Here is a 23,624-nt window from a genome sequence, read left to right as displayed (position 1 = left end):
AAAAAGGCTGGCGAAAAACACGCTAGCCCGTGCCGCTAAGGGAAAGCACCGATATGGCCCCCGTTCGCCCGCCCTCGCCCGCCGCCGACATCCTGGCCGACCGCAGCAGCCTGGGCGTGCGCCTGCGCGCGCTGCGCAAATCGCGCTCGATGACGTTGAAGGCGTTGTCGGCGCTGACCGGCGTGGCGCTGTCCACCCTGTCAAAGATGGAACTGGGCCAGGTGTCGATCAGCTACGCCAAGTTCGCCGCCGTGGCCCGCGCGCTGGACGTAGATATCGCGGAACTGTTCGGCCCCGTCGAACACGCCGACCCCGCTGACGCCGCGCCCAGCGCCTTGCGCTGCACGCTGGCCGACGCCCCCGGTTACCTGACCGGCACCTACGACTACAAACTGCTGGCCGGCCAATACCCGCGCCGCAGCATGACGCCCATGTACGGCCGCATCCTGGCCCGCGATGCCTCCGAGTTCGAGGACTACATGCGCCACGCCGGCCAGGAATTCCTGGTGGTGCTGGAAGGCGAAATCGAGCTGCGCTTCGAGAACGGCGAATCGATGCGGCTGGCCAAACACGACACGGCCTACTTCGACAGCGGCGTCGGGCATATCTATTTGTCCTGCAGCGCCGCGCCGGCCGAAATCATGGTGGTGATGACGGGCGGACACGACGCTTAACGCGGCAGGCACGGGGTTTGCTGACCCTGCGGATCATCCCCTGCAGGCAGACCCCGATGACCGCATCCAAGCCCGATATCCGCAAGGGGCAATATTCCGGCCCGCTTTCGCGCGACACCTTCACGCTGCGCTTCATGCGCCGCTTTTACGACCCCGCGTTCAAGGCTGAAAAAGAGGCGCTGGCACGGTTGGAAGCCATCGCGTGGGATGCGTACCAAGACGGCCGCAAAGCGCCCATCACCGAGAAAGCCGGTGCGGGTTATGTCGACCCGGACTACGACCTGTCCGTGGAATGGAAAGACGCGCACGATCGGCTGGAGCAAGCCGCAAACGTCCAGCGCGACCCCGGCACCCGTTCGCGTGTGCTGATCGTCATCGGGTCCGCCCGCAACGACGGCACCTGTCCGGGCGAAGTCTCAAAAAGCTGGCGGCTGGCGGGGTTGATGCAAGCCGAAGTGGAAAGCGCGGGCCTGCAAGCCGACATGCTCGACCTGAGCCGGCTTACGTCGGAATACCAGTATCAGATCCATGCCTGTAAAGGCTGCGTGTCGTCGGCTATGCCGCTGTGCCATTGGCCGTGCAGCTGTTACCCCAACCATTCGCTGGGGCAAGACAACGATGCCATGAACGATATCTATGAACAGTGGGTCGCGGCGCACGGCGTGATTCTGGTGGCGCCCACGTATTGGTACCAATCGCCCAGCCCGTTAAAGCTGATGATTGACCGCCTGGTGTGCGCGGATGGCGGCAACCCAGATCCCACAACCACGTCCGGCAAAGATGTGGAAAAGGCAAAGCAGCTTGAACTGGCCGGCTGGCCCTACCCCAAGCACCTTGCCGGCCGCGCTTACGGCGTGGTGGTGCACGGGGATGTCGCCGGCATCGAAGTGCAGCGGCGCGCGCTGTGCGACTGGCTGGACTGGATGGGGCTGATCGATGCCGGGGCCATGGCACGGCTGGATCGCTACATCGGCTATTACGAACCCTACGCCACCAGCCACGCCGACCTGGACCACGATCAGGCGGTGCAGGAAGAGGTGCGCAATGTGGCGCGCGCCATGGTCAATTGCCTGCCCCGTTTGCGCTCGGGCGAGCGGGCCCCGGCGGATGAAGGCCTGCGCAGTCCCCGGCCGAAATAGGTGAGGTCCATGCAGAAGCCGAACGTGAAGACCGACGACAACGAACAGCACGCAAAACGGGATCAACCACCGCCTGCAAAGTCGCACGCGATCACGCGCTTCTTCGACCACTTTGCCGCGCACGTCACCAAATGGGCGGGGTCGCCAACCGCGTTCGGCGCCGCGCTCATCGCGGTGTTGATATGGGCCTGCACCGGCCCCGCCTTTGCTTATTCGGAAACCTGGCAACTGGTCATCAATACCGGCACCACCATCGTGACGTTCCTGATGGTGTTCCTGATCCAGCAGAACCAGAACAAGGACGCCCGCGCCCTGCACCTGAAGCTGGACGAATTGTTGATCGCGCTGAAAGGCGCCGACGAAGGGCTGGTTGACGCCGAGCAACTGGACGAAGACAAGCTGCTGGCGCTGGCTGCGGCCTGCACGGCGCGGGCCCGCGCGCAGGCCCGCGTCGACCGCAGTAAAGGGCGCCGGTCGAAGTCAATAAAAGGCGCAAAGAAAACCGTGCGCGGCAGCCTGCGGGTGCGCCGGCGAGTGATGCGCGTGGGCAAGACGGCCACGCCCTAGCCGCCCGCCCCTGCCCCATCAATCAGAATTCCGCCGTCACCGACAACAGCACGGTCAACGGTGCGCCGACGGTCAGGCCTTCACGCGCGGCCGACTGCCAGTAATTCTTGTTGAACACGTTTTCCACCGTGGCCCGCACCACCATCGGCGTGCCGTTGGCCTTGAACCCGTAGCGCGCGCCCACATCGAAACGAGTCCAGCCGGGAATTTCCTGCGTATTGCCCACGTCCACGTATTGGCGACTCGTGCGCAGCATGCGGGCCGTCAAGGTCAGGCCTGGCAGAAAGGGCGTATCCCATTCCGCCGCGGCATTGAACTGGAATTGCGGCACGGCGGGCGCGCGGTTGCCGTCGTTCACGCCGCCTTCCGTGCGAGTCAGACGCCCATCGGTATAAGCCACGCCCCCCAGCAGGCGCACGCCTTTCGCGGCGTCGCCTTGCACCAGGAATTCCAGGCCACGGTTGCGTTGCTGCCCATTGGACACGTAGCGGCGGGTGGCCGGGTCCAGGAAACTGCTGGGGTTCTCGATCTGGAACGCGCTGAGCGACGTGGCGAACTGGCCGAAGTCGACCTTCGCCCCCACCTCGATTTGTTTGGAGATGGCAGGCGCAAACATTTCGCCCGCGTTGACGGCGCCTTCGGGCGCGGTGCCGCCCTGGCTCAGGCCTTCGATGTAGTTGGCGTACAGCGAAAGGGGCTCAATCGGCCGAACCGTCAATGCAAACGCGGGGGTGACGGCCGACTTGTCGTACTCGGACGTGTGCCGCCCCGTAGCCGCGTCGAAGTTGGTCGACTTCACCTGTTGATGCCGCACGCCGGCAATGAACTGCACCCGGTCGTCAAACATCGACAGCGTGTCCGCCAAGGCCACGCTGTACAGGCGCGACTCGCTTGTGCGGGGCAGATCGCCGGGGCGGGCAATGTTCGGCTTGGGCAAATCAACCGGATCATAAATATTCGAGAACACCGTGCGCGAACGGATGCGGGCGGACGAATAATCGATGTCCAGCGCGCTGGCGCTCAGCGCGGGCTCGTGCTTGATCGCGCCGGTATGGAAGCGGCCGCGCACGCCGACCTCTGCCGTCTTGCTCAGCAACGACTCGTTCAAGCGCGCCGGCACGGCGCCAATATCGCCATTGCCATCCAGCATCAGCCAACTGGTTTGCAGGCTTTCGAAGTCGTGCTTGCGCGCACCCACCGCGCCGTACACGGTCCAGTCCGGCGACAAGTCATATTCAGCGCGCAGCGCGCCCGACCATTCCTTGGTTTTCCAATACGTCCACGACGGGAAGAAGTTGCCCCGCGCATCGGGCGCCCGGCCAATGGCCACGCCCGGCTCCGGCGGAAACAACAAACCGCTGCGCGCGTCGGTATTCCGGTTCTGATAGTTGATGTCGCCTTCCAGGCGGAAACGCTCGGCCTGGTAATCCAGGCCGAGCGCAACCGCGCCCAGGCTTTCTTTCGAGCCATCCATGGGCAGATCGCCACCGCTGCCCGCCACGTTCAGCCGCACGCCCCATTCCTGGGTGTCACCATAGCGGCGGGCCAGATCGGCATGCACACCAAACTGGCTGTCGCCAATGTAGGACAGGGTGTAGCGGTTCAGCGGTTCGGCCCCCGCGCGCTTGGGCACCAGGTTGATCGAGCCGCCCACGGACCCATAGGGCGCCATCCCGTTTAGCAAGGCGTTCGGGCCGCGCAGCACTTCCACGCGCTCCACACCAATCAAAGAACTGGAATTGCGCGGCGACACGCCATACAGGCCGTTGAACGACACGTCGTAATTGAACAGCGTGAAGCCGCGAATGTTGAACTCGTCGCGGCCCGCCCCGCGCGAATAGGTGTTGCGCACCGACGGATCATTGACCAGCACATCGCCAATGTTCTGGGCCTGCTGATCTTCGATCAGCTTGGACGTGTACTGCGTCACGCTGAACGGCGTGCTCATGTCGTCCATATTGCCCAGCAGGCCGACACGGCCGCCGCGCGCCACCTGGCCGCCGGCGTACTCGGGCGGCAACCCGCTGGATAGCGCGCTGCCGGTAACGGTCACCGTATCCAGCACAGTGGCTCCAGCTTCTGGCGTCGCGTTCAAGCGAAATTGATTCGGCGCCTGGCGCGTGGCGCTCAAGCCTGTGCCGGCCAAGGCCTGGCGCAGCGCGTCCGCTCGCGAGTAGTTCCCCCGCACGCCGCCGCTTTGGCGGCCCGCCACCAGGTCTGGTGTCGCGGCCAGCAAGATGCCCGATTCATTGGCCAGCCGCGCCAGCACGTGGTTCAACGCGCCCGGCGGGATATCAAACGACAAGACGTCCGACGTTTGGGCGGCGCCCGCTGATGCCGCTTGCGCCCGGGCCGGCTGATCCCAGGCCGCAAGCGCCACGACTAACGCCAGCGGCAAGCCCAAGGCTCGCGCCCCGCTGCGGGTCAACGCCATGGGGCGAGCGGGCGCGGCGGCGAACGCCGTGCGGGAAAGAGGGGTGCGATGGGGCATGACTGGCCTGTGCTCTCGTGCGAAGGAAGGTAAGGAAAGAGAGGGGCGATACGCCGGCCAAACCTCGGGCTCGGCAGACTCTCACTATCCTTAATCGAACGAGATGGCGATTTCCGGAACCGCCAGATGCAGATTTTTTCTTTCAGCCCCGCGGTTCAACGCTGATCCACCAGGGCAGCGTGCGTTGAACGCGAATCGGCAGCACCGACGACAGCATGTCCAGCGCCCGGTCGGCATCGTTGATGGGGTAGCTGCCGAACACGCGCATGCGCGCCAATTCCGGCGATAGCCCCACATGGCCATAGCGGTAACGGCGCAACTCCGCCACCACTTCTGAGAGCGGCGTGTTGTCGGCCACCAGCACGCCATGCGCCCAGGCTTCGTGCGCCGGATTGGCGGGCGCCATGGTTTGCAGGGCATGGGCGGTGAACCGGAGCTGCTGGCCCGCCGGGACGATGCCCGTCGCATGTGAGCGCGCGGCGTCGACGCGCACCGCGCCTTCAAACACCGTCACCAAGGTATCGCCAGCGTCCTGGCGCACGGTAAAGCGCGTGCCCAGCGCTTGCAGACGCCCTTGCTCCGTATCCACCAGGAACGGGCGCAGCGGATCTCGGCCCGTATCGATCAGCATTTCCCCGCTCACCAATTGCAGCCGGCGCTGCGCGGCGTTGAAGTCCACGTTGAATGCGCTCAGCGCCTTGAGCCAGACCTGGGTGCCGTCGGGTAGCGCGACGCGCGCGGTTTCGCCCACGCCCGCGCGATGGTCCGCGCCCCACGTCGACGCCATGACAGGCAGCGCCGTGTGCCGCCACGCGCCCCAGCCCAAGCCGCCCGCGGCCAGGCCAGCCAAGCCCAGCAGCACGGCGCGGCGCCTGCGCGGCGCCCCGTTCGCCGCCTGGCCAAAGGCCCTGACCGCCGCATCGCGGTCCGGGCTGGCATGCAAAGGCTCAAAGCGACGGCCCACGCGTTCCACATAACGCCATGCCTGCTGGTGCTCCGCCGCGTTGTCCAGCCATTGTTTCCACTTGCGCTGCTCAGCCGCAGACGCCGACCCGGTACGCAACAAGGCGTACCACTCGGCCGCCTGCTCCATCACCTGGTGCGACGGTTCCTGCCCAGACGCCTCGACCCGGCCCATCACGCCAGCGCCAAGTCTGTGCCGCCAGCGGCCAGCCGCGCTTCGAGCTTCATGCAGCACAACATGGCCTGCGCCACGTACTTGCGCACCATCCGGGATGACACCTTCAGCACGGCCGCGACTTCGTCGTCGGTCATTTCGCACGCCACCGCCATCACGAATGCGTGCGCCGCCTTGGGCGGCAGTTCGCGCAGCATCGCGTCGATTTCGCCCAGCGCCTCAAGCACCATGGCCTGCTGTTCGGCGGACGACGCCGTCGGCTCGGGTTGCGCGGCCAACTCTTCCAGCCAGGCCTGCTCCAGCGTGCGGCGGCGCCACAGGTCCACGCACATGCCGTTGGCCATCTTGCGCAAATAGGTGCGCGCCTGCTTGGCGTCATCAAAGTGGCAGGGCCGCGTCAGCAGGCGCACAAACGCGTCATGCGCCAGGTCGGCCGCATCCGCGGCGTTGCCCAGACGCCAGTTCACCCAAGCCAGCAGCCAGTGGTGATGGTTGCCGTACAGCTGCTCGAATTCCTGCGACACACTTTGCGATCCACTCACGATCTTGCCCGCTCCTGACCCGACGCCCCGCGCCCGTTCTTGCCGCAATTCAGCATCAATGTGAATGCGAACGGTTATCAATCCAATGAAGGGCAGATTATGGCCCGGCAGAAAGCGCTTTGGCAACGCCGCGTAAGTGGTATCGATGCAACGGCGCGGGTGGGCGCGGACCCAAATCGGTGCGGCAACGCACAACGCGGTGCACCAGTTTGGCGCGCGAGCCTGATCCCGCGCGATGCCAACGCCATGCAGCCTGCGGGCACACGCTGCCTGCCGGCTGCCCTATTCCCCTATGAGCCGCGCGTTAAAACGTGCCCCCGTTATGACGGACCTGCCGCGTTGGCACGGTCTTTGCTTAATGGTTCATGCAGGCCGCAAGGCCGCACCACAACTTGAGCAGTACCGGCAAAGGCGCCCCGACCAACAGGTCCAGGGCGCCTTTTGTCTTTTGATTCACCTTCAGCGCTTGGGGATATTCATGAAAGCAGCGGCCTCTCCCGATTCCTTGCAGACGCTCGTCGTCATTGGCAACGGCATGGTGGGACACCATTGCGTCGAGCAACTGATCGCGCGCGGCGCACTTGAGCGCTATCGCATTCACGTCTACGGCGAAGAGACGCGGCGCGCGTATGACCGCGTGCATCTGTCTGAATACCTGAACGGCCGCGACGCCGAATCAATGGCGATGTGCGACGCTGCCTTCTATGAACAAGAGGGGCTGCATCTGCATCTGGGCGAACCGGTGCTTGAGATCGACCGCCACACGCGGGAAGTCGTCACGCAGCGCGGCCGCGTGGCCTACGACAAGCTGGTGCTGGCCACGGGCTCGTACCCATTCGTGCCGCCCATCGCGGGCGCGGAAGGCGCGTCGCGCCTGGTGTATCGCAGCATCGATGACCTGGACCTGATCCGCGACGCCGCACGCGGTGCGCGGCGCGGCGTGGTGGTGGGCGGCGGCCTGCTGGGGCTGGAAGCGGCCAACGCCTTGAAGTCATTGAACCTGGAAGCGCACGTCGTGGAATTCGCGCCGCGCCTGATGCCGGTGCAACTGGACGAGGCGGGCGGCGCGGCGCTCAAGGCGCGCATCGAAGCCTTGGGCGTGGGCGTGCATCTGTCTCGCGCCACGCAAGACATCAAGCCGGGCACGCGTTACCGCTACCGCATGCGCTTTGCTGAAGGCGAGCCCCTGGAAACGGACTTGATCGTGTTCTCGGCTGGCATCCGGCCGCACGTGACGCTGGCGCGCAAAGCCGGGCTGACGTTGGCCGAACGCGGCGGCGTGGCCATCGATGACCGCTGCCTGACCAGCGATGAACGCATCTACGCCATCGGCGAATGTGCGGCCTGGAACGGCACCGTGTTCGGCCTGGTGGCGCCGGGCTATCAGATGGCGCGCATCGTCGCGGCCGACCTGTGCGGCGCGGAAGAAACGCCCTTCACCGGCGCCGACATGTCCACCAAACTGAAGCTGCTGGGCGTGGACGTGGGCTCCATCGGCGACGCGCACGGAGTCACGCCGGGCGCGCGCAGCTATCGCTACATCGACGAAGCCGGCTCCAGCTACCGCCGCCTGGTGGTGTCCGAAGACGGCAAGCGCGTGCTGGGCGCCGTGCTGGTGGGCGACAACCGCTACTACGACACCCTGCTGCAATACGCGCAGAATGGCATCGCGCCGCCCGCCGACCCCGCCAGCCTGATCCTGCCGCTGGGCAAGGCCGCGCCCGCACTCGGCGTGGACGCGTTGCCCGCCACCGCCACAATCTGCTCCTGTCACAACGTCAGCAAAGGCGCGGTCAGTGCGGCCATTGATGGCGGCTGCACCGACTTAGGCAGCGTCAAGCAATGCACCAAGGCGGCCTCGGGCTGCGGCGGGTGCGCCGCGTTGCTCAAGCAGGTGGTGGAACACGAACTGGCCAGCCGGGGCGTGGAAGTCGACAAAAGCCTGTGCGAACACTTTGCCTACACGCGCCAGGAGCTTTACGCGATGGTGCGCGTGGGCGGCATCGAAACGTTCGACGAATTGCTGGCCCGCCATGGCAAGGGCCACGTCGGTTGCGACATTTGCAAGCCGGCCGTGGGTTCGATTCTGGCGTCGTGCTGGAACCGCCCCATTCAAGACCCGCACCTGGTGCCGCTGCAAGACACCAACGACACCTTCATGGCGAACATGCAGAAGAACGGCACGTACTCGGTGGTGCCGCGCATTCCCGCCGGGGAAATCACGCCCGATGGCCTGATCGCCATCGGCGCCGTGGCCAAGAAGTACCAGCTGTACACGAAGATCACGGGCGGCCAGCGCATCGACCTGTTCGGCGCGCAGCTGCATGAATTGCCCGACATCTGGGCCGAACTGATCGCCGCCGGTTTCGAAACCGGGCACGCCTACGGCAAGTCCACGCGCACCGTGAAGTCGTGCGTGGGCAGCACGTGGTGCCGCTTCGGCGTGCAGGACAGCGTGCGCATGGCGCTGGACATCGAGCACCGCTACAAGGGCCTGCGCGCGCCGCACAAGCTGAAGTTTGCGGTGTCGGGCTGCACGCGCGAATGCGCCGAAGCGCAGAGCAAGGACATCGGCGTCATCGCCACCGAAAACGGCTGGAACCTGTACGTGTGCGGCAACGGCGGCATGCGCCCGCGCCACGCCGAGCTGTTCGCCACCGACCTGGATGACGCCACGCTCATCCGCACCATCGACCGCGTGCTGATGTTCTACATCCGCACCGCCGACAAACTGCAACGCACGTCCGTCTGGCGCGAATCGCTGGAAGGCGGGCTGGACTATCTGAAGGACGTGGTGCTGAACGACAGCCTGGGCCTGGGCGCCGAACTGGACGCGCAGATGCAGCTGGTGGTGGACCGCTACGAATGCGAATGGGCCAACGCCATCAACGACCCGGAAAAGCTCAAGCGCTTTCGCACCTTCGTCAACGAGCGCGGCGGCGACCCCGACATCCAATTCGTGCAGGAACGTGGCCAACCCCGGCCGGCCCCGGCTCGTGCTGCACGTGTCATTCCGATTGCCGAGGAGATCGTCTGATGGCTGCCATAAAACCTGCCTTGAACGCCGCATTGAGCCCGGCCTCCGCTCCGAACTGGCGCGCCGTCTGCTCCCGCCACGACCTCGTCGCCGGCTCTGGCGTCGTCGCTCTGCTGGACGGCCAGCAGATCGCGCTGTTCTACCTGCCTGACGCCGACGGCGCGCCCTTGTACGCCCTCGACAACCGCGACCCGAAATCGGGCGCCAACGTCATCGGACGCGGTCTGATCGGCCAGTTGGGCGGCGACCTGATCGTGGCCTCGCCGCTTTACAAGCAGCACTTCCGTCTGGCCGACGGCACGTGCGTGCAATACCCCGAACAACGCTTGCGCACCTGGCAGGCGCGCTTCAACGGCGACGCCGTCGAAGTCGCCTGAGCGCCACGCCCTCTTACCTACAACGCAATAGGGAATCATCATGTCCTACCTGGTACCTTCCGAATTCGTCACCAAAATGGTGGACGCGGGCGAGTCGAAAATCTACATGGCGACCCGTGACGTCCTGATCCGCGCCTTCATGGCCGGCGCCATTTTGGCGATTGCCGCCGTGTTCGCCGTGACGGTCACGGTGCAAACCGAGTCGCCCATTCTGGGCGCGGCCCTCTTCCCAGTGGGCTTCTGCATCCTGTACCTGATGGGCTTTGACCTGCTGACGGGCGTGTTCGTGCTGACGCCGCTAGCGCTCTTTGACAAGCGGCCCGGCGTCACCGTGAAAGCCATCCTGAAGCATTGGGGTTTTGTCTTCATCGGCAACTTCGCCGGTGCGCTGACGGTGGCGGTGCTGATGGCCATCGTGTTCACCTACGGGTTTTCCGTGCCGCCCAACAAGGTCGGGCAGGTCATTTCGCACATCGGTGAAAACCGCACGCTGGGCTACAAGGAATACGGCGCGGGCGGCATGCTGACCATCTTCATTCGCGGCGTGCTGTGCAACTGGATGGTGTCGCTGGGTGTGGTGGGCGCGATGATCTCGACGTCGGTCAGCGGCAAGGTCATCGCCATGTGGATGCCGGTGATGCTGTTCTTTGCGATGGGCTTCGAGCATTCCATCGTCAACATGTTCCTGTTTCCGTCGGCGATGATCATGGGCGGCAACTTCTCGATCATGGACTACATGATCTGGAACGAAATCCCGGTGGTGCTGGGCAACCTGATCGGCGGCATCTCTCTGACCGGCCTGACGCTCTACACGACGCACATGAAGACCGCGCCCAAGCGCCGCTTCAACTGATCCCGCCAGGACGCGCGCCGTGATGGACCGCCCCGCCCCCGGCGCCGCCGCCTGCTTGCAGGTGGCGGTGGGCCAGCACACCGAGCCGGGGCGCAAGCCGGTCAACCAGGACTTTCACGGCCTGTGCGTGCCGGCCGAACCGCTGCTGGGCGCCAAGGGCATCGCCATCGCGCTGGCCGACGGCATCAGCAGCAGCCAGGTCAGCCACATCGCCAGCGAAACCGCCGTGGCCAGCTTCCTGGAAGACTATTACTGCACGCCCGAAACGTGGTCGGTGAAGAAGTCGGCGCACAAGGTGCTCAGCGCCACCAACGGCTGGCTGCATGCGCAGACCCGCCAGCGCCATCACCCCGACCAGCCGCGCGACGCCGACCGCGGCTACGTCTGCACACTGACGGTGATGGTGCTGAAGGCGACGACCGCGCACATCTTGCACATTGGCGATGCGCGCATCTACCGGCTGCGCGGCGGCGCGATGGAACCGCTAACCGACGACCACCGCGTGTGGATCTCGCAAGACAAAAGCTATCTGGGCCGCGCGCTGGGCCTGGCGCCGCACTTGGAGATTGACTATCACACCCAGCCGCTGGAGCTGGGCGACGTGTTCCTGCTGGCAACCGATGGCGTCTACGAATACATCCATGCGCAGGACGTCACGCACGCCATCGCGATGCATCCCGACGCGCTGGACGATGCGGCGCGCGCGCTGGTGCAACTGGCGTTTGAACGCGGCAGCGACGACAACCTGACCGTGCAGCTGGTGCGTATCGATGCCCTGCCCCCGCGCCGCGCCGACGAAATTGCGCGCTACAGCCTGAACCTGCCCTGCCCGCCGTTGCTGGCCGCCGGCATGGAATTTGAAGGCTTCCGCATTCAGGATGAACTTCGCGCCAGCCATCGCAGCCACGTCTACCTGGCCCAAGACATTGCCAGCGGCGACGCCGTGGTCATCAAGATTCCGTCGTTGGACTTGCGGCATGACCCGGCGTATCTGGAACGGCTGATGACCGAAGAGTGGATTGCCCGCCGCATCGACAGCCGCCACGTGGTGCGCGCCTGGCCGATGCCGCGCGCGCGCCGCTATCTATACACGGTCAGCGAGTGCATTGCGGGCCGCACGCTGACGCGATGGATGGCCGACCACCCCCGCCCCACGCTGGAGCAAGCGGTGGCGCTGATCGAACAGATTGCGCGCGGCCTGCAAGCGTTTCACCGGCTGGAGATCGTGCACAACGATTTGCGGCCCGACAACATTTTGGTGGGCGACGACGGCAAGGCCACGATCATCGACCTGGGCTCCACGCAGGCCGCCGGCCTCTTGGACCGCAGCGCGCAAGATGACGACGCCCCCCCGATGCTGGGCACGGCGCAATACGCCGCGCCCGAGCTGTTCCTGGGCGAAGCCGGCACGGCGCGGTCTGACTTGTATTCGTTGGCCGCAATGCTCTACCAGATGCTGTCCGGCCGTCTGCCTTATGGCGCTGACGTGGCGCGCGCCCGCAGCCGCGCCGCACAGTTGCGCTTGAACTATGTGTCGGTGCTGGACCGCGAGCGCGAACTGCCCGCCTGGATTGACGGCGTGCTAAGCCGCGCCCTGCATCCCGACCCGGCCGAGCGCACGCCCGAGCTATCGGAATTCACGCATGTACTGCGTCACCCGCCAGCGTCCGCCGCCCACCAAGCGCGCCTGCCGCTGCTGGAACGCAATCCGCTCGCCTTTTGGAAAGGCCTGTGCGTGGTGCAGCTGATCGTGATCCTTATCCTTTTTCTTGATCGTTGAATCCAGGAGCCCTCTCATGAACCCTTCCGTCTGGTTGATTGGCGCCGGCCCTGGCGACCCGGAACTGCTGACCCTCAAAGCCGTGCGTGCGCTGGGACTGGCCGACGTCGTGCTGGTGGATGATCTGGTCAACCCGCAGGTGCTGGACTACTGCGCGCAAGCCCGCTTGGTCCATGTCGGCAAGCGCGGCGGCTGCCGCTCCACGCCGCAAGCCTTCATCCAGCGCTTGATGCTGCGCTATGCCCGGCAAGGCTTGCGCGTGGCGCGCCTGAAAGGCGGCGACCCCTGCATCTTTGGCCGTGGCGGCGAAGAAGCGCAATGGCTCAGCGACCACGGCGTAGGCTGCGAAATCATCAACGGCATCACCGCTGGCCTTGCCGCCGCCACCGCCTGCGGCATCCCATTGACCCAACGCGGCATGGCTCAGGGCGTTACACTGATCACCGCTCATTCCCAGGACGGCACGATGCCCGACTGGACGGGGCTGGCACGCAGCGGCACCACGCTGGTGGTCTACATGGGAGTGGCCAAATTGCACGACATGAGCAGCCAGTTGCTGGCGGCCGGCATGGCGCCCGACACCCCCGTGGCAATGATCGAACGCGCATCATTGGCCGACCAGCGTGAATGCCGCTCGACACTGGCCGCCATGACGCACGACGCCCAAGACTTTCAATTGCGCAGCCCCGCCGTGCTGGTCATCGGCAACGTTGCCGCCTGCCAGGTCTTCGGCGCCATGGATACGCCAATGGATGCGCCGATGCTGACGTCCATCAAAGATACGCCGATGCTGACCTCCACCAAAGATACGCCGATGCTGACGTCCACCGAACCCGTTTTGCGCCGCCGCGCCTGACTTTCCGAGACTGACAAAGAGACCGCCATGGCCGAACGCCACATGCCGCCGCCCTTGCGCTTTCTGCTTGCCGCCCGGCGCAGCGAGCTCCACGGGCTGGAAGCCTTGGCCGGCACCTGTGAATTGGTGGTGCGCATCAGCGCGCTGGTACACGCGCTGCAAAAGGAACGCGGCTACTCCAACCTGACGCTTTGCAGCCCGCAAGAACGCTTGCAGCACACGCTGGCGGGCTTGAGCGACACCGCCGTCCGCATCGAGGCCGACGCGCGCCATTTCCTGGATGGCTTGGCGGCCGACCCCGCGCATGGCAGCGGCAAGGCCCGCTTGCTCAACGGTATCGCCTTCGCCCTGTTCCGGCTGGACGAACTGCCCGCCCTGCGCCGCCAGATCCGCGACCGCGCCATCGCCGTGGCGGACGCCGATGCGCGCTTCACACAGGTCATCGGCAGCCTGCTGGCCGTGGTGTTCGAAGCGGCCGATTCGGCGCTGGACCCCGGCGTCACCCGCATCCTGGTCGCGCTCTTGAACTTCATGCAAGGCAAAGAGCTGAGCGGGCAGGAACGCGCTTGCGGTGTGATGGGATTTACAGCCGGGTTTTTCAGCGACGCGCAAAAGGCCCGCATGCTGGGCCTGGCGGCCAACCAGCGCCGCAGTTTTGATATCTACGCCGAACACGCTGACGGCGCGCCGCGCACGGTTTGGGAACAAATCCAGCAACAAGGCGAACCCGTAGAACGCATGCGCGACATGGCGCAGCGCACCGCCGACGGGCAACGCGTAGACGGCAGCCTTGCCGAACTGTGGTTCGACCTGTGCACCGCGCGCATCGACGCCATGCGCGAAGTGGAAAGCCTGCTGGCCCAGGCGTTGGCGCAGCAGTGCGAACGCCGTATCGCCGACACCCGCAAAGAACTGGACGACCGCCGCCTGCTGCTCAGCCGCTATGCCGAGCACGCCAGCGGCCAGGCGCCCAGCATGGTCTTCAGCGTGCAAAGCCGCATCGTCGACACCCCCGCGCCTGACGGTGTAGGCAGCGAATTGGAGCGGTCGATTCTGGACATGATGCGCGAGCAGACGCTGCGCATGCAGCGCGCCGACGACGCGCTGCACACCATGCGCGGGGCGCTGGAAGAAAAGAAACGCATTGATCGCGCCAAGCTGCTGCTGATCAGCCATTACGGCCTGACTGAGCACGCCGCGCACGAACGGCTGCAACGCGCGGCGATGGATGGCGGCCTGTCCTTGTCGGACGTGGCGCGCCAGGTGATCGGCGAGCTGGCCGGGAATTGATCCGCCGCGCCGCCTAGCGAAACACCCGCTGCGTGACGCTGACCACCACCCCGGCCAACGCCAGCACGGCCAGCACCCGGAAATGATCCAGGTTCGCCAGCAGCACCGATTGCTGGTCCAGCCATTGCGAGATATGCGCCATGGCCATCTGCTGCGCCCGCGCGGGGTCGGCCGCCGCAGCGTAGACGCCGCTCAACTGCGCCTTGGCCGCTTCAAAATTGGCGTTGCCTTGGGCGATGCCCGCCATCAGCACGTTGTAGTGTTCCGACGTGAACCACTGCTGGCCCACCGTCGCCACCATGATGCCCAGCGCCTGCCCCACCTGCGCCAGCATGTTCTTCACCTGCTGCGCATGCGCGAACACCGCGGGGTCATGGGTCAGCCCCGTGAAGGTGTTCATGGCGGTGGCCGGCATGACGATCATGATGAACACGCCGTAGCAGGCCAGCGCGGGTAACACGTCGGTCCAGGGGTCAGCCGAAGGCGTCAGCCGCGACATCAACACGGCAAACGCCGCCAGCGCGGTAAAACCCGCCACGAAGAATTTGCGCGGCGACGGCCAGCGGGCAAGCAACTGCGACATCACTGCAAACGTCAGCACGCCCGCGCCCAGCCCCATCGCAAAGAACACGCCCGTGTTCGCCCACGACAAGCCCAGCGCGCGTTGCAGCATCAACGGCACCAGATAGCCGTTGGCGCCCAGCATCAGATAACAAAACATGAATAGCGCCAGGCCGCTCAGAAAGCGCACTTCCTTCATGCCGCCCAGCTTCAGCAACGGCGCGCCATGACGCGTTTCCGAGCGCACGAAAAACGCCAGCGCCGCCAAGCCCGCTGCGGCGTAAAGCACCAGCAGATGGCGGTCGCTGAAAAAGTCGTAATAAGACCGCTGCAACGCGTGCAGCAGCAAGAAACTGCCCAGCCCCAAGGCCGCAATCGGCGCCAGCCGCGCCTGCCCTGCCACCGTCACGCCACCGTGATCGGGCATGGCGAGCGCTACCGGAATCATCGCCAGCAACGACAGCGCGGCGACCAGCCAGAACATCACGTGCCAGCCGGTTTGATCCACCGCCACCGACGCCAGCAACGGCCCCAGCGCCGTGCCCGTGCACAACCCCGTCGCCAAGGCCTTGATGCCCTGAAAACGCGCGGGGCCTGGCGGAATCAGGTTCACCGTCAGCCGCGATGACGTCAACATTGCTGCGCAGCCCATTGCCATCAGCACCCGGCCCAGCAGAAACCCCGCTTCGCTGCGCGACAGCGCACACACCACCGCCCCCGCCGCCGCCGCGCCCAACGACGCCAGCAGATAGCGCCGCAAGCCCAAGTGATGCACCAGCCAGCCTTGCAGCGCAATCATCACCACGGCCACGCAGGCATAGATGACCGCGACGGTGGTGTATTCCTCGGGGCTGGCGCCGATCTCACCCATGATGGGCGAGGCCGCGAACGTGACCATGCCGTTTTGCAGGAAGTCGACAAACGTCAGCGCGCCGATCGTCATCAGCAAGGCGGGGGGAATGGGAGGATGCGGGGAAGCTTGCATGGTGCGGCGAGTGTTCTTGAATTTATGCCCAGGCTGTATATGCCTAGGCAGATAAATAGATAAAAAAAATGCGGACGGACCGATTCAGCACTTGCCCGCGTTGATTAGCAGCCGCGACAACAGCTTGTGCAGAGTCTCGGCATCGTCTTCTGAAAACCCTTGCAGCAAACGCCGCATGGCGACTTCGGTTGCGTCCAGCGCTTGCGGCAAGGCGGCCTGCCCCAGCTCGGTCAGTTCGATCAGGTAGCTGCGCCGATCCGCCTCGTTCTCGACCCGCCGGATAAAGCCCTTGGCCACGATGCGATCCAGCAAGCGGGTCATCGCGCCCGAGTCATAAGCCAGCACCCGGCAAAAGTCGCTAAGCGTACGGCCCCAGCCCTTGGCCAGACAGTTCAGCACCACGTACTGCGGCGTCGTCAGGTCATACGGCGCCAGTTCGCGCTCCAGCGCATCGTGAATGCTGGCGCGCACGGACGTCACCATGAAGCCGAGTTCACCGGTGTAGAAACTGTCCAGCACGGAAGGTTTGGCAGGCGACATGGCGGTCTGGGAGATCAAAGCGAAAAGCAATTCCCGGATTTTATCTGCCTAGGCAGTAAAAACACAAGCGCTGGCGTCAATTCGTCAGGTGCAACGCCGCCAGGGCCAGCAACAGGGCGGGAGGCATCACGACGAGGCCCAGGCGCAGGAAACTGAACGCGCTGATATGCATGCCCTCGCGGCGCACGGCCAGCAGCCAGAGCAAGGTGGCGAGCGAGCCGCTCACGGACAGGTTCGGCCCCAGGTCGATACCGATGAGCAACGCGGCGGTTGTGCCGCTGGGCAGGTCAGCCATGCGCGCCAACGATCCCGCCATCAGACCCGCCGGCAAGTTGTTGATGACATTGCCCGACAGCGCCGCGCCGATGCCGCTGGCCCACAGCGCGGCGTTGGCGGACAGGCCTCGCATCAGCTGCGCCAGGTCTTGCAGCACGCCGCTTGCAGCCATGCCTTGCACCAATACGAACAAGCCGGCCACCAAGGGCAGAACGCCCCAGGCGACGCCCTTGATCAGGCGCCATGGGCTGGACCGCGTCACGCCCAGCACCAGCACCGCCGAGGCGGACCCCGCGACCAAGGTGGGCATGCCCAGCCGGTAGCCCAGCGCCGACGTGATCAGCAAGGTGCACGCCGTGCCCGCCACGCCGACCGCCGCAATCCGCAAGGCCGGCGTCATCGGCGGCAGCGGCGGCGATGGCTTGAGCGGCTGTCGCAAGTCGTCGCGAAACACCAGCCGCAGCGTGACGTAGGTGGACGCAATCGCCAGCACGGAAGGCAGCGCAAAGTGCGCCAGCCAAGGCATCAGTGCGGGCATGCGGTCGCCAAACACCACCAGATTGGCGGGATTCGAAATCGGCAGCACGAAGCTTGCCGCGTTGGCGATGAACGCGCACACGTACAGATACGGCAACGGCGGCGCGCCCACCACGCGCGCCACGGCATAGACGGCCGGTGTCAGCACCACCGCCGTCGCATCGTTGGACAGCAGCACCGTGACCACCGTGCCCACCAGGAATACCAGATCGAACAGCCGCCGCGCCGAGCCGCCCGCATGATCGGCCGCCGCCACCGCCAGCCAGTCGAACAGCCCTGCCTGCCGGGCCACCTCGGCCACGAGCATCATGCCGATCAGGAACAGATAGACATCCGTGCCTTCCAGGATGGCGCTGCCCGCCTGGGCGGCCGGCAGCAAGCCCAACCCCACCAGCGCGACGGCGCCCGCACAGGCCCAGACGTATTCAGGCAACCGCCAGGGGCGAAACAAGATGGCCATGGTGGTTGCCGCGGCAATCAACCAGATCAGTGCATTGGACAAAGACATGCTTACCGGCAAGAAATCAGGAAAGGGAAGAGACGGAAGTGGTGGGTTTTACGAGCGCCTTGCGCGTCTCTGGCAAGGCCAGCAACGTGACGCACGCGAGCGCCGCGATGCCGGCCAAAGCGAGAAAAGCAGCACTGTAGCCCGCCTGCTGAACGATCACGCCGGCCACGCCGTTGCTCAGCGACGCACCGATGCCAAACACCGTGGTCACCGCGCCCAGGCTGGCGTTGAAACGCCCGGTGCCTTGGGTCAGGTCCAGCACCATCAAAGGCAGGACGGCCCCGAAGATACCCGCGCCCACGCCGTCCAGCAACTGCACGGCCACCAGCCATGCGGTGTGGTCCGAAAAGGTGTACAGCACGCCGCGCAACGGCAGGATCAGGAATCCGATCAGCAACAAGCGCTTGCGGCCCAGGCGGTCGGCATAGCGCCCCACCGCCATCGCCGCCGGAATCATGACGAATTGCGCGGCGACGATGCAGGCGGCGGTCAGCGGCGTGGCAAGCGCGGGGTTCGCCAGCGCCAGCTTCTGGCCCACCAGCGGCAGCATGGCGGCATTGGCCAGGTGGAACAGGGCGCAGCTCAAGGCCAGCAACAGCAGTGACCGGTTGCTGAGCAACTGGCGCAGGGCAACGGGGTGGGCGTCGGCAGCGGCGTCGTGGTCCAGCCCGCGAGCGCGGTCCACATCAATATGCGCGGGGATGCGCGACGCCGCGGCCAGGCTGGCCAGCGCCATCGCCGCCATCAGGTAAAACACGGCCACCGGCCCCCACACATACGCCAGGCCGCCGGCCAGCAAGGCGGCAAACGCGTTGCCGGCATGGTTATACGATTCGTTGCGCGCGATACGCCGGGTAAATCCGTTGGCGGCGGTCAGCCCCAAGGTGATGCCCGCGATCGCCGGCGCGAAGACCGACGACGCGATGCCCGCCAGCGCCTGCGTGACCGTGACCCACGCAAAATTGTCATTCGCCAGCACCGCCATGCACGCCACTGTCACCAGGATGGCGGCCGCCATCAACAGCCTGCGCTTGTTCGCCGTGCGGTCGACCAGCGCGCCAGCCGGTGTTTGCGCCGCCAGCGCCGCCAACCCGGAAATGGTCATGACAAGACCGATGCTGTCAGGCCGCCACTGGTGCACCGCAAGCAAATAGATGGCCAGATATGGCCCAAGGCCATCCCGGACATCGGCCGCGAAAAAGTTCAGCCAGTCCAAAGGACGCGAAGCAGAGGATGGAGATGGCAAGGTAGCGATGAAAGCCGTGGGCCGCAGATGGCGGATTGTAGACAGGCATGGCAATAAAAAGAATTGCCGTTTCAATCCTTCACGCGGCTACGGCAGATTCTCTCGAAAGATCACCTGGCTGCGCGCCAGTTCCACCCCGTTCATCGTGCTGCGTTTGTCGCGCAGGTTGCAGAAGATGCGCACGCAGCTCATCAGCGCTTCCATCGGGCTTTGCGTGATGACGGCATCCATCGTGCCGTCGATCAGTAACGAACGGGTGTCGGGCGTCAGGCCGTGGCCGATGAACACCACGCGATGTTGCAGGCCCGCTTCCTTCAGTGCGCGGGCGACACCGTCGGACGCGCCGCCGATGTTGTAGATACCCGCCAGGTTCGGATATTGCTCCAGCAGCTGGCGCGTCTGTTCGTAGTTGCGCTGCGCGTCGTCATAGCCTTCGCGCAAGTCCACTACCTGCATCGCCTGGAATTGTTCGGCATACAGCTGAAGGAAACCGCTTTCGCGTTCCTCATGCGCGCGGTAATGGCGCGACCCGGCAATCAGCGCCACGTGCGCCGCGCGCAAGCCAATGAAGCGCGCGATCAGATAGCCCGCCGTGCGGCCGGCGGCGCGGTTGTCCAGCCCCACATAGGCCGTTCGCGCGCTATTGGCGATATCGGAAATCAAGGTCACCGTGGGCACGCCCTGCTCCGCCAGCGCATTGACGCCTTCGCGCACCACCGGGTGCTCCAGCGCCATGAAAGCAATGCCGTCGGCGCGTTTGCCGTGCTTGGCCAAGGCCTGCGCCAGCGCATCGGGGTTGAAGCTTTCCACGTATTCGATCTGGCACTTGGCGTTCAGCGGCCCGAAATGTTCATGCGCGTAGCTGACGGTGTCGCCCAGCATGCGCAGATAGCGGTTGCTGCCGCGCGGCAGCAGGAACACCAGCCGCATCGGTTCCGCAGGCGCAGCAGCGCTCAGCTCCTGTTCAGGCAGGTAGTCCAGTTCGATGGCGGCCTTGAAGACCTTTTGCGCCGTATTGGCGCGCACGCCGGGCCGGCGGTTCAACACGCGGTCGGCCGTGGCGGTGGAGACGCCAGCGCGCTCGGCCACATCGGCCAAGCGCGCCAGCTTGCGTTCGGGAGCAGGTTTATTCACATCAAAAACCATCATGAATAAGGTTTGACGATGATACTGCCTATTCACTATTGTCCAGTCTGCCGCATGGTATTGGCGTATTTGTGGCACATCAAAAAACATCATAACTACGATTATGGAGACAACCATGAAGCTGCTGACACGCCGCAGTGCCTTGCGCCGCCTTTGCGCCGTTCCCGCCGCCGTCGCCCTGGGCGGGGGATTCCCGCTGATTGCCCGCGCCGCCGACTACTCGCTCAAGTACGGCAACAACCTGCCGGTGACGCACCCGCTGAACGTACGCGCCCAGGAAGCCGCCGAACGCATCCTGAAGGAAAGCAACGGCCGCGTGGACATCAAGATTTTCCCGAACAACCAGCTGGGCGGCGACACCGACATGCTGGCGCAAGTGCGCTCGGGCGGCATCGACTTCTTCACGCCGTCGGCGCTGGTGATCGCCACCCTGGTGCCGGTGGCCGCCATCAACGCCGTGGGTTTCGCGTTCAAGGACTACAACCAGGTCTGGGGCGCCATGGACGGCGCACTCGGTGCGCACGTGCGCGCCGCCATCGCGCAGCGCAAGCTCTACGCCTTTGAAAAGATGTGGGACAACGGCTTTCGCCAAACCACCAGCAGCAAGGCGCCGGTGGCTTCCGCTTCCGACATGAACGGCCTGAAGATCCGCGTGCCCGTGAGCTCGCTGCCGATCTCCATGTTCAAGGGCCTGGGCGCCGCGCCCGCCAGCCTGCAATTCAGCGAGGTCTATTCGTCGTTGCAGACCAAGGTCGTGGACGCGCAGGAAAACCCGCTGCCCATCATCCAGGTCGCCAAGCTGTACGAAGTGCAGAAGTACTGCTCGCTGACCAATCACATCTGGGACGGCTACTGGTTCATCGCCAACGGCCGCATGTGGGAAGGCCTGCCGGAAGACCTGAAGACGGTTGTTGCGCGCGGCATCAACGAAGCGGGTCTTGCGCAGCGCGAAGACATCAAGAAGCTGAACGCCTCGGTGCAGTCCGACCTGGAAGCCAAGGGCCTGCAATTCAATCAGCCGGCCGCCGACAGCTTCCGCGAACAACTGCGCACGGCGGGCTTCTACAAGGAATGGCAAGGCCGCTTCGGCAACGAAGCCTGGTCGCTGCTGGAACAAAGCGTCGGCAAGCTGGCCTGAGGTCGCGCCATGTCTTCCTTGTCCGCCCCCCACACGGCCGCCCCGGTGCTGCCCGCCAACCCCTTGCGGCGGGCGGCCAACGCCCTGGACAGCGCGCTTGGCTGCGTGGTTGAACACGTCGCGGCCGCGATTGTGCTCGTCGAAATCATCGTGCTGTTTGCGGGTGTGGTGGCGCGCTACGCGTTCCACAGCCCGCTGGTCTGGTCCGATGAGCTCGCCTCGATCCTGTTCCTGTGGCTGTCCATGCTGGGCGCGGTGGTCGCGTTGCGGCGCGGCGAGCACATGCGCATGACCGCGCTGGTCAACAACGTCAGCCCCGCACGGCGCGCGCAGCTGGAAACCGTGGCGCTGGCGGCATCGCTGGCGTTTCTGGTGATGATCCTGGCGCCCGCCATCGAGTACGCGCACGAAGAACACTTCATCATCACGCCCGCGCTTGAGCTCAGCAACGCGTGGCGCGCATCGGCCATTCCCATCGGCATGGCGCTGATGGCGGTGGTGGCGTTGTTGCGTCTCTTGCGCACGCAGCCCTTGCCGCAAGTGCTGATGGCGCTGGCGGGCGTGGCGGTCGTCGTCGCCCTATTCTGGTTCGCGCAGCCGCTGTTCAAGGGGCTGGGCAAGCTGAATCTGGTGATCTTCTTTGTGGGCATTGTGGCGGCCACGGTGTTCTCGGGCGTGCCGATTGCGTTCTCGTTTGCGCTGGCCACGTTCTCGTACCTGGCGCTGACGACCAACACGCCGATGGAAGTGATGGTGGGCCGGCTGGACGAAGGCATGTCGCACCTGATGCTGCTGGCGGTGCCGCTCTTCATCTTCCTGGGTTCGCTGATTGAGATGACCGGCATGGCGCGCGCCATGATCCAGTTCCTGGCGAGCCTGCTGGGCCATGTGCGCGGCGGCCTGTCGTATGTGTTGATTGGCGCGATGTACCTGGTGTCGGGCATTTCGGGTTCGAAGATCGCCGACATGGCGGCCATTGCGCCCGTGCTCTTCCCGGAAATGCAGAAGCGCGGCGCCAAGCCGGGCGATCTGGTGGCGCTGCTGTCGGCTACCGGCGCGCAAACCGAAACCATCCCGCCGTCCATTGTGCTGATCACGATTGGCTCGGTCACGGGCGTGTCGATTGCGGCGCTGTTCACGGGCGGCCTCTTGCCCGCGGTGGTGCTGGGCCTGGCATTGTGCTCGGTGGTGTGGTGGCGCTATCGCCGCGAAGACCTGAGCCTTGTGCAGCGCTTTTCCTTCAAGGAAATCGGCCGCTTCTTCGTGATTGCGCTGCCCGCCGTCGCCCTGCCCTTCGTGATCCGCGCAGCGGTCGTCGAAGGCGTGGCCACCGCTACCGAGGTCTCGACCATCGGCATCGTGTATTCGGCCGTGATCGGCATCCTGATCTATCGCCGCTTTGACTGGGCGCGCTTGAAGCCCATGCTGATCGAAACGGCATCTTTGTCGGGCGCCATCATGCTGATCGTGGGCTGCGCCACCGCCATGGCCTGGGCGCTGACGCAATCGGGTTTCTCGGGCGATCTGGCCCGCCTGATGGCCGGCATGCCCGGCGGCAGCTACGGCTTCCTGGCCGTGTCCATCGTGGCCTTCATCATTCTGGGCAGCGTGCTGGAAGGCATCCCCGCCATCGTGCTGTTCGGGCCGCTGCTGTTCCCGATCGCAGTGCAGGCGGGCGTGCATGAAGTGCACTACGCGATGGTCGTGATCTTCGCCATGGGCATCGGCCTGTTCGCACCGCCCTTTGGCGTGGGCTACTACGGCGCCTGCGCCATCAGCCGCGTCGACCCCAACGAGGGCATCGGCCCGATCTGGGGCTACATCGGCGCGCTGCTGATCGGGCTGATCGTTGTGGCGGCCTTCCCCTGGTTCTCCATCGGCTTCCTGTGACCTGACGCGGCCCGGACGTGATTGCGCGTCGGGCCGCTTCCCCTTCCGTCTCC

At 65.3% G+C, this 23,624-nt stretch carries 19 protein-coding genes; 11 read left to right on the top strand and 8 right to left on the bottom strand.

All coding sequences use genetic code 11. The features are described from left to right. Positions 1-53: 53 nt before the first annotated feature. From AC1DSJ_RS01390 to AC1DSJ_RS01380, 3 genes are read left to right on the top strand one after another with little or no spacing between them, the layout of a single operon-like run. Positions 54-674: a helix-turn-helix domain-containing protein gene (locus tag AC1DSJ_RS01390; RefSeq protein WP_441370821.1), complete on the top strand. Its 621-nt coding sequence runs from the start codon at positions 54-56 to the stop codon at positions 672-674. A gap of 56 nt (positions 675-730) precedes the next feature. After that, entirely contained in the window at positions 731-1,813 is a 1,083-nt protein-coding gene (locus AC1DSJ_RS01385) for a flavodoxin family protein (RefSeq protein WP_441370820.1), read from the top strand. A 9-nt stretch (positions 1,814-1,822) separates the two neighbouring features. Next, positions 1,823-2,380 carry a low affinity iron permease family protein gene (locus tag AC1DSJ_RS01380; protein ID WP_441370819.1) on the top strand — a complete coding sequence of 186 codons (558 nt, stop codon included), beginning with the start codon at positions 1,823-1,825 and terminating at the stop codon, positions 2,378-2,380. A 22-nt stretch (positions 2,381-2,402) separates the two neighbouring features. Here the strand turns inward: AC1DSJ_RS01380 and AC1DSJ_RS01375 are convergent, their stop codons facing one another. The 3 genes from AC1DSJ_RS01375 to AC1DSJ_RS01365 all read right to left on the bottom strand — a co-directional run bounded on the left by AC1DSJ_RS01375 (position 2,403) and on the right by AC1DSJ_RS01365 (position 6,554). Then, positions 2,403-4,871: a TonB-dependent siderophore receptor gene (locus tag AC1DSJ_RS01375; protein WP_441370818.1), complete on the bottom strand. Its 2,469-nt coding sequence runs from the start codon at positions 4,869-4,871 to the stop codon at positions 2,403-2,405. A gap of 142 nt (positions 4,872-5,013) precedes the next feature. After that, the gene (locus AC1DSJ_RS01370) at positions 5,014-6,009 is read right to left on the bottom strand and encodes a FecR domain-containing protein (RefSeq protein WP_441370817.1); all 996 of its coding nucleotides are present in this window, start codon (positions 6,007-6,009) and stop codon (positions 5,014-5,016) included. Continuing rightward, positions 6,009-6,554 (bottom strand): sigma-70 family RNA polymerase sigma factor, encoded by a 546-nt coding sequence (locus AC1DSJ_RS01365; RefSeq protein ID WP_420865329.1) that lies wholly within the window; start codon positions 6,552-6,554, stop codon positions 6,009-6,011. The genes AC1DSJ_RS01370 and AC1DSJ_RS01365 overlap by 1 nt, the downstream gene beginning before the upstream one ends. Positions 6,555-7,029: 475 nt before the next feature. Between AC1DSJ_RS01365 and nirB the strand changes: the two genes are divergently transcribed. The 6 genes from nirB to AC1DSJ_RS01335 are packed head-to-tail and all read left to right on the top strand — an operon-like array spanning position 7,030 to position 14,744. Then, entirely contained in the window at positions 7,030-9,588 is a 2,559-nt protein-coding gene (gene nirB / locus AC1DSJ_RS01360; protein ID WP_441370816.1) for a nitrite reductase large subunit NirB, read from the top strand. Next, entirely contained in the window at positions 9,588-9,965 is a 378-nt protein-coding gene (gene nirD / locus AC1DSJ_RS01355) for a nitrite reductase small subunit NirD (RefSeq protein ID WP_175169245.1), read from the top strand. The genes nirB and nirD overlap by 1 nt, the downstream gene beginning before the upstream one ends. Positions 9,966-10,005: 40 nt before the next feature. After that, positions 10,006-10,818 carry a formate/nitrite transporter family protein gene (locus AC1DSJ_RS01350; protein ID WP_054425243.1) on the top strand — a complete coding sequence of 271 codons (813 nt, stop codon included), beginning with the start codon at positions 10,006-10,008 and terminating at the stop codon, positions 10,816-10,818. 22 nt (positions 10,819-10,840) lie between these two features. Then, positions 10,841-12,598 carry a bifunctional protein-serine/threonine kinase/phosphatase gene (locus AC1DSJ_RS01345; RefSeq protein WP_441371070.1) on the top strand — a complete coding sequence of 586 codons (1,758 nt, stop codon included), beginning with the start codon at positions 10,841-10,843 and terminating at the stop codon, positions 12,596-12,598. A 16-nt stretch (positions 12,599-12,614) separates the two neighbouring features. After that, the gene (gene cobA / locus AC1DSJ_RS01340) at positions 12,615-13,454 is read left to right on the top strand and encodes a uroporphyrinogen-III C-methyltransferase (protein WP_441370815.1); all 840 of its coding nucleotides are present in this window, start codon (positions 12,615-12,617) and stop codon (positions 13,452-13,454) included. A 27-nt stretch (positions 13,455-13,481) separates the two neighbouring features. Continuing rightward, the gene (locus AC1DSJ_RS01335; RefSeq protein WP_441370814.1) at positions 13,482-14,744 is read left to right on the top strand and encodes a nitrate- and nitrite sensing domain-containing protein; all 1,263 of its coding nucleotides are present in this window, start codon (positions 13,482-13,484) and stop codon (positions 14,742-14,744) included. Positions 14,745-14,757: 13 nt separating this feature from the next. Here AC1DSJ_RS01335 and AC1DSJ_RS01330 read toward each other — a convergent pair whose 3' ends face one another. From AC1DSJ_RS01330 to AC1DSJ_RS01310, 5 genes are all read right to left on the bottom strand, one after another. Further along, positions 14,758-16,290: an MFS transporter gene (locus tag AC1DSJ_RS01330; RefSeq protein WP_175169247.1), complete on the bottom strand. Its 1,533-nt coding sequence runs from the start codon at positions 16,288-16,290 to the stop codon at positions 14,758-14,760. A gap of 84 nt (positions 16,291-16,374) precedes the next feature. Beyond that, on the bottom strand, positions 16,375-16,830 hold the full coding sequence (locus tag AC1DSJ_RS01325) for a MarR family winged helix-turn-helix transcriptional regulator (RefSeq protein WP_441370813.1): 456 nt from the start codon (positions 16,828-16,830) through the stop codon (positions 16,375-16,377). 76 nt (positions 16,831-16,906) lie between these two features. Next, positions 16,907-18,151 (bottom strand): arsenic transporter, encoded by a 1,245-nt coding sequence (locus AC1DSJ_RS01320; RefSeq protein ID WP_175169248.1) that lies wholly within the window; start codon positions 18,149-18,151, stop codon positions 16,907-16,909. Positions 18,152-18,167: 16 nt separating this feature from the next. Then, complete coding sequence (locus AC1DSJ_RS01315; protein WP_245636379.1) at positions 18,168-19,367, bottom strand: MFS transporter; 1,200 nt, start codon at positions 19,365-19,367, stop codon at positions 18,168-18,170. Between the two features lie 117 nt (positions 19,368-19,484). Then, positions 19,485-20,546 (bottom strand): LacI family DNA-binding transcriptional regulator, encoded by a 1,062-nt coding sequence (locus tag AC1DSJ_RS01310; protein ID WP_441370812.1) that lies wholly within the window; start codon positions 20,544-20,546, stop codon positions 19,485-19,487. 112 nt (positions 20,547-20,658) lie between these two features. On the opposite strand from AC1DSJ_RS01310, the gene AC1DSJ_RS01305 reads away from it, so the two are divergent. Beyond that, positions 20,659-21,681, top strand: coding sequence for a TRAP transporter substrate-binding protein (locus AC1DSJ_RS01305; protein ID WP_054425226.1), 1,023 nt, complete (start codon positions 20,659-20,661; stop codon positions 21,679-21,681). A 9-nt stretch (positions 21,682-21,690) separates the two neighbouring features. Then, complete coding sequence (locus AC1DSJ_RS01300; protein WP_054425224.1) at positions 21,691-23,571, top strand: TRAP transporter large permease; 1,881 nt, start codon at positions 21,691-21,693, stop codon at positions 23,569-23,571. The last annotated feature ends 53 nt before the right edge of the window (positions 23,572-23,624 follow it).

The sequence above is a fragment of the Achromobacter sp. 01N37 genome (assembly GCF_056399725.1).
This window is presented reverse-complemented; position numbering and strand designations above follow the sequence as displayed.

Excerpts from the sequence above, each read along its gene's own strand:
- AC1DSJ_RS01300 (WP_054425224.1), top strand. The coding sequence starts at position 21,691 with ATGTCTTCCTTGTCCGCCCCCCACACGGCCGCCCCGGTGCTGCCCGCC.
- AC1DSJ_RS01305 (WP_054425226.1), top strand. The coding sequence starts at position 20,659 with ATGAAGCTGCTGACACGCCGCAGTGCCTTGCGCCGCCTTTGCGCCGTT.
- AC1DSJ_RS01380 (WP_441370819.1), top strand. The coding sequence starts at position 1,823 with ATGCAGAAGCCGAACGTGAAGACCGACGACAACGAACAGCACGCAAAA.
- AC1DSJ_RS01325 (WP_441370813.1), bottom strand. The coding sequence starts at position 16,830 with ATGTCGCCTGCCAAACCTTCCGTGCTGGACAGTTTCTACACCGGTGAA.
- cobA (WP_441370815.1), top strand. The coding sequence starts at position 12,615 with ATGAACCCTTCCGTCTGGTTGATTGGCGCCGGCCCTGGCGACCCGGAA.
- AC1DSJ_RS01345 (WP_441371070.1), top strand. The coding sequence starts at position 10,841 with ATGGACCGCCCCGCCCCCGGCGCCGCCGCCTGCTTGCAGGTGGCGGTG.
- AC1DSJ_RS01370 (WP_441370817.1), bottom strand. The coding sequence starts at position 6,009 with ATGGGCCGGGTCGAGGCGTCTGGGCAGGAACCGTCGCACCAGGTGATG.
- AC1DSJ_RS01310 (WP_441370812.1), bottom strand. The coding sequence starts at position 20,546 with ATGATGGTTTTTGATGTGAATAAACCTGCTCCCGAACGCAAGCTGGCG.
- nirB (WP_441370816.1), top strand. The coding sequence starts at position 7,030 with ATGAAAGCAGCGGCCTCTCCCGATTCCTTGCAGACGCTCGTCGTCATT.
- AC1DSJ_RS01320 (WP_175169248.1), bottom strand. The coding sequence starts at position 18,151 with ATGTCTTTGTCCAATGCACTGATCTGGTTGATTGCCGCGGCAACCACC.
- AC1DSJ_RS01330 (WP_175169247.1), bottom strand. The coding sequence starts at position 16,290 with ATGCAAGCTTCCCCGCATCCTCCCATTCCCCCCGCCTTGCTGATGACG.
- nirD (WP_175169245.1), top strand. The coding sequence starts at position 9,588 with ATGGCTGCCATAAAACCTGCCTTGAACGCCGCATTGAGCCCGGCCTCC.
- AC1DSJ_RS01375 (WP_441370818.1), bottom strand. The coding sequence starts at position 4,871 with ATGCCCCATCGCACCCCTCTTTCCCGCACGGCGTTCGCCGCCGCGCCC.
- AC1DSJ_RS01335 (WP_441370814.1), top strand. The coding sequence starts at position 13,482 with ATGGCCGAACGCCACATGCCGCCGCCCTTGCGCTTTCTGCTTGCCGCC.
- AC1DSJ_RS01350 (WP_054425243.1), top strand. The coding sequence starts at position 10,006 with ATGTCCTACCTGGTACCTTCCGAATTCGTCACCAAAATGGTGGACGCG.
- AC1DSJ_RS01390 (WP_441370821.1), top strand. The coding sequence starts at position 54 with ATGGCCCCCGTTCGCCCGCCCTCGCCCGCCGCCGACATCCTGGCCGAC.
- AC1DSJ_RS01385 (WP_441370820.1), top strand. The coding sequence starts at position 731 with ATGACCGCATCCAAGCCCGATATCCGCAAGGGGCAATATTCCGGCCCG.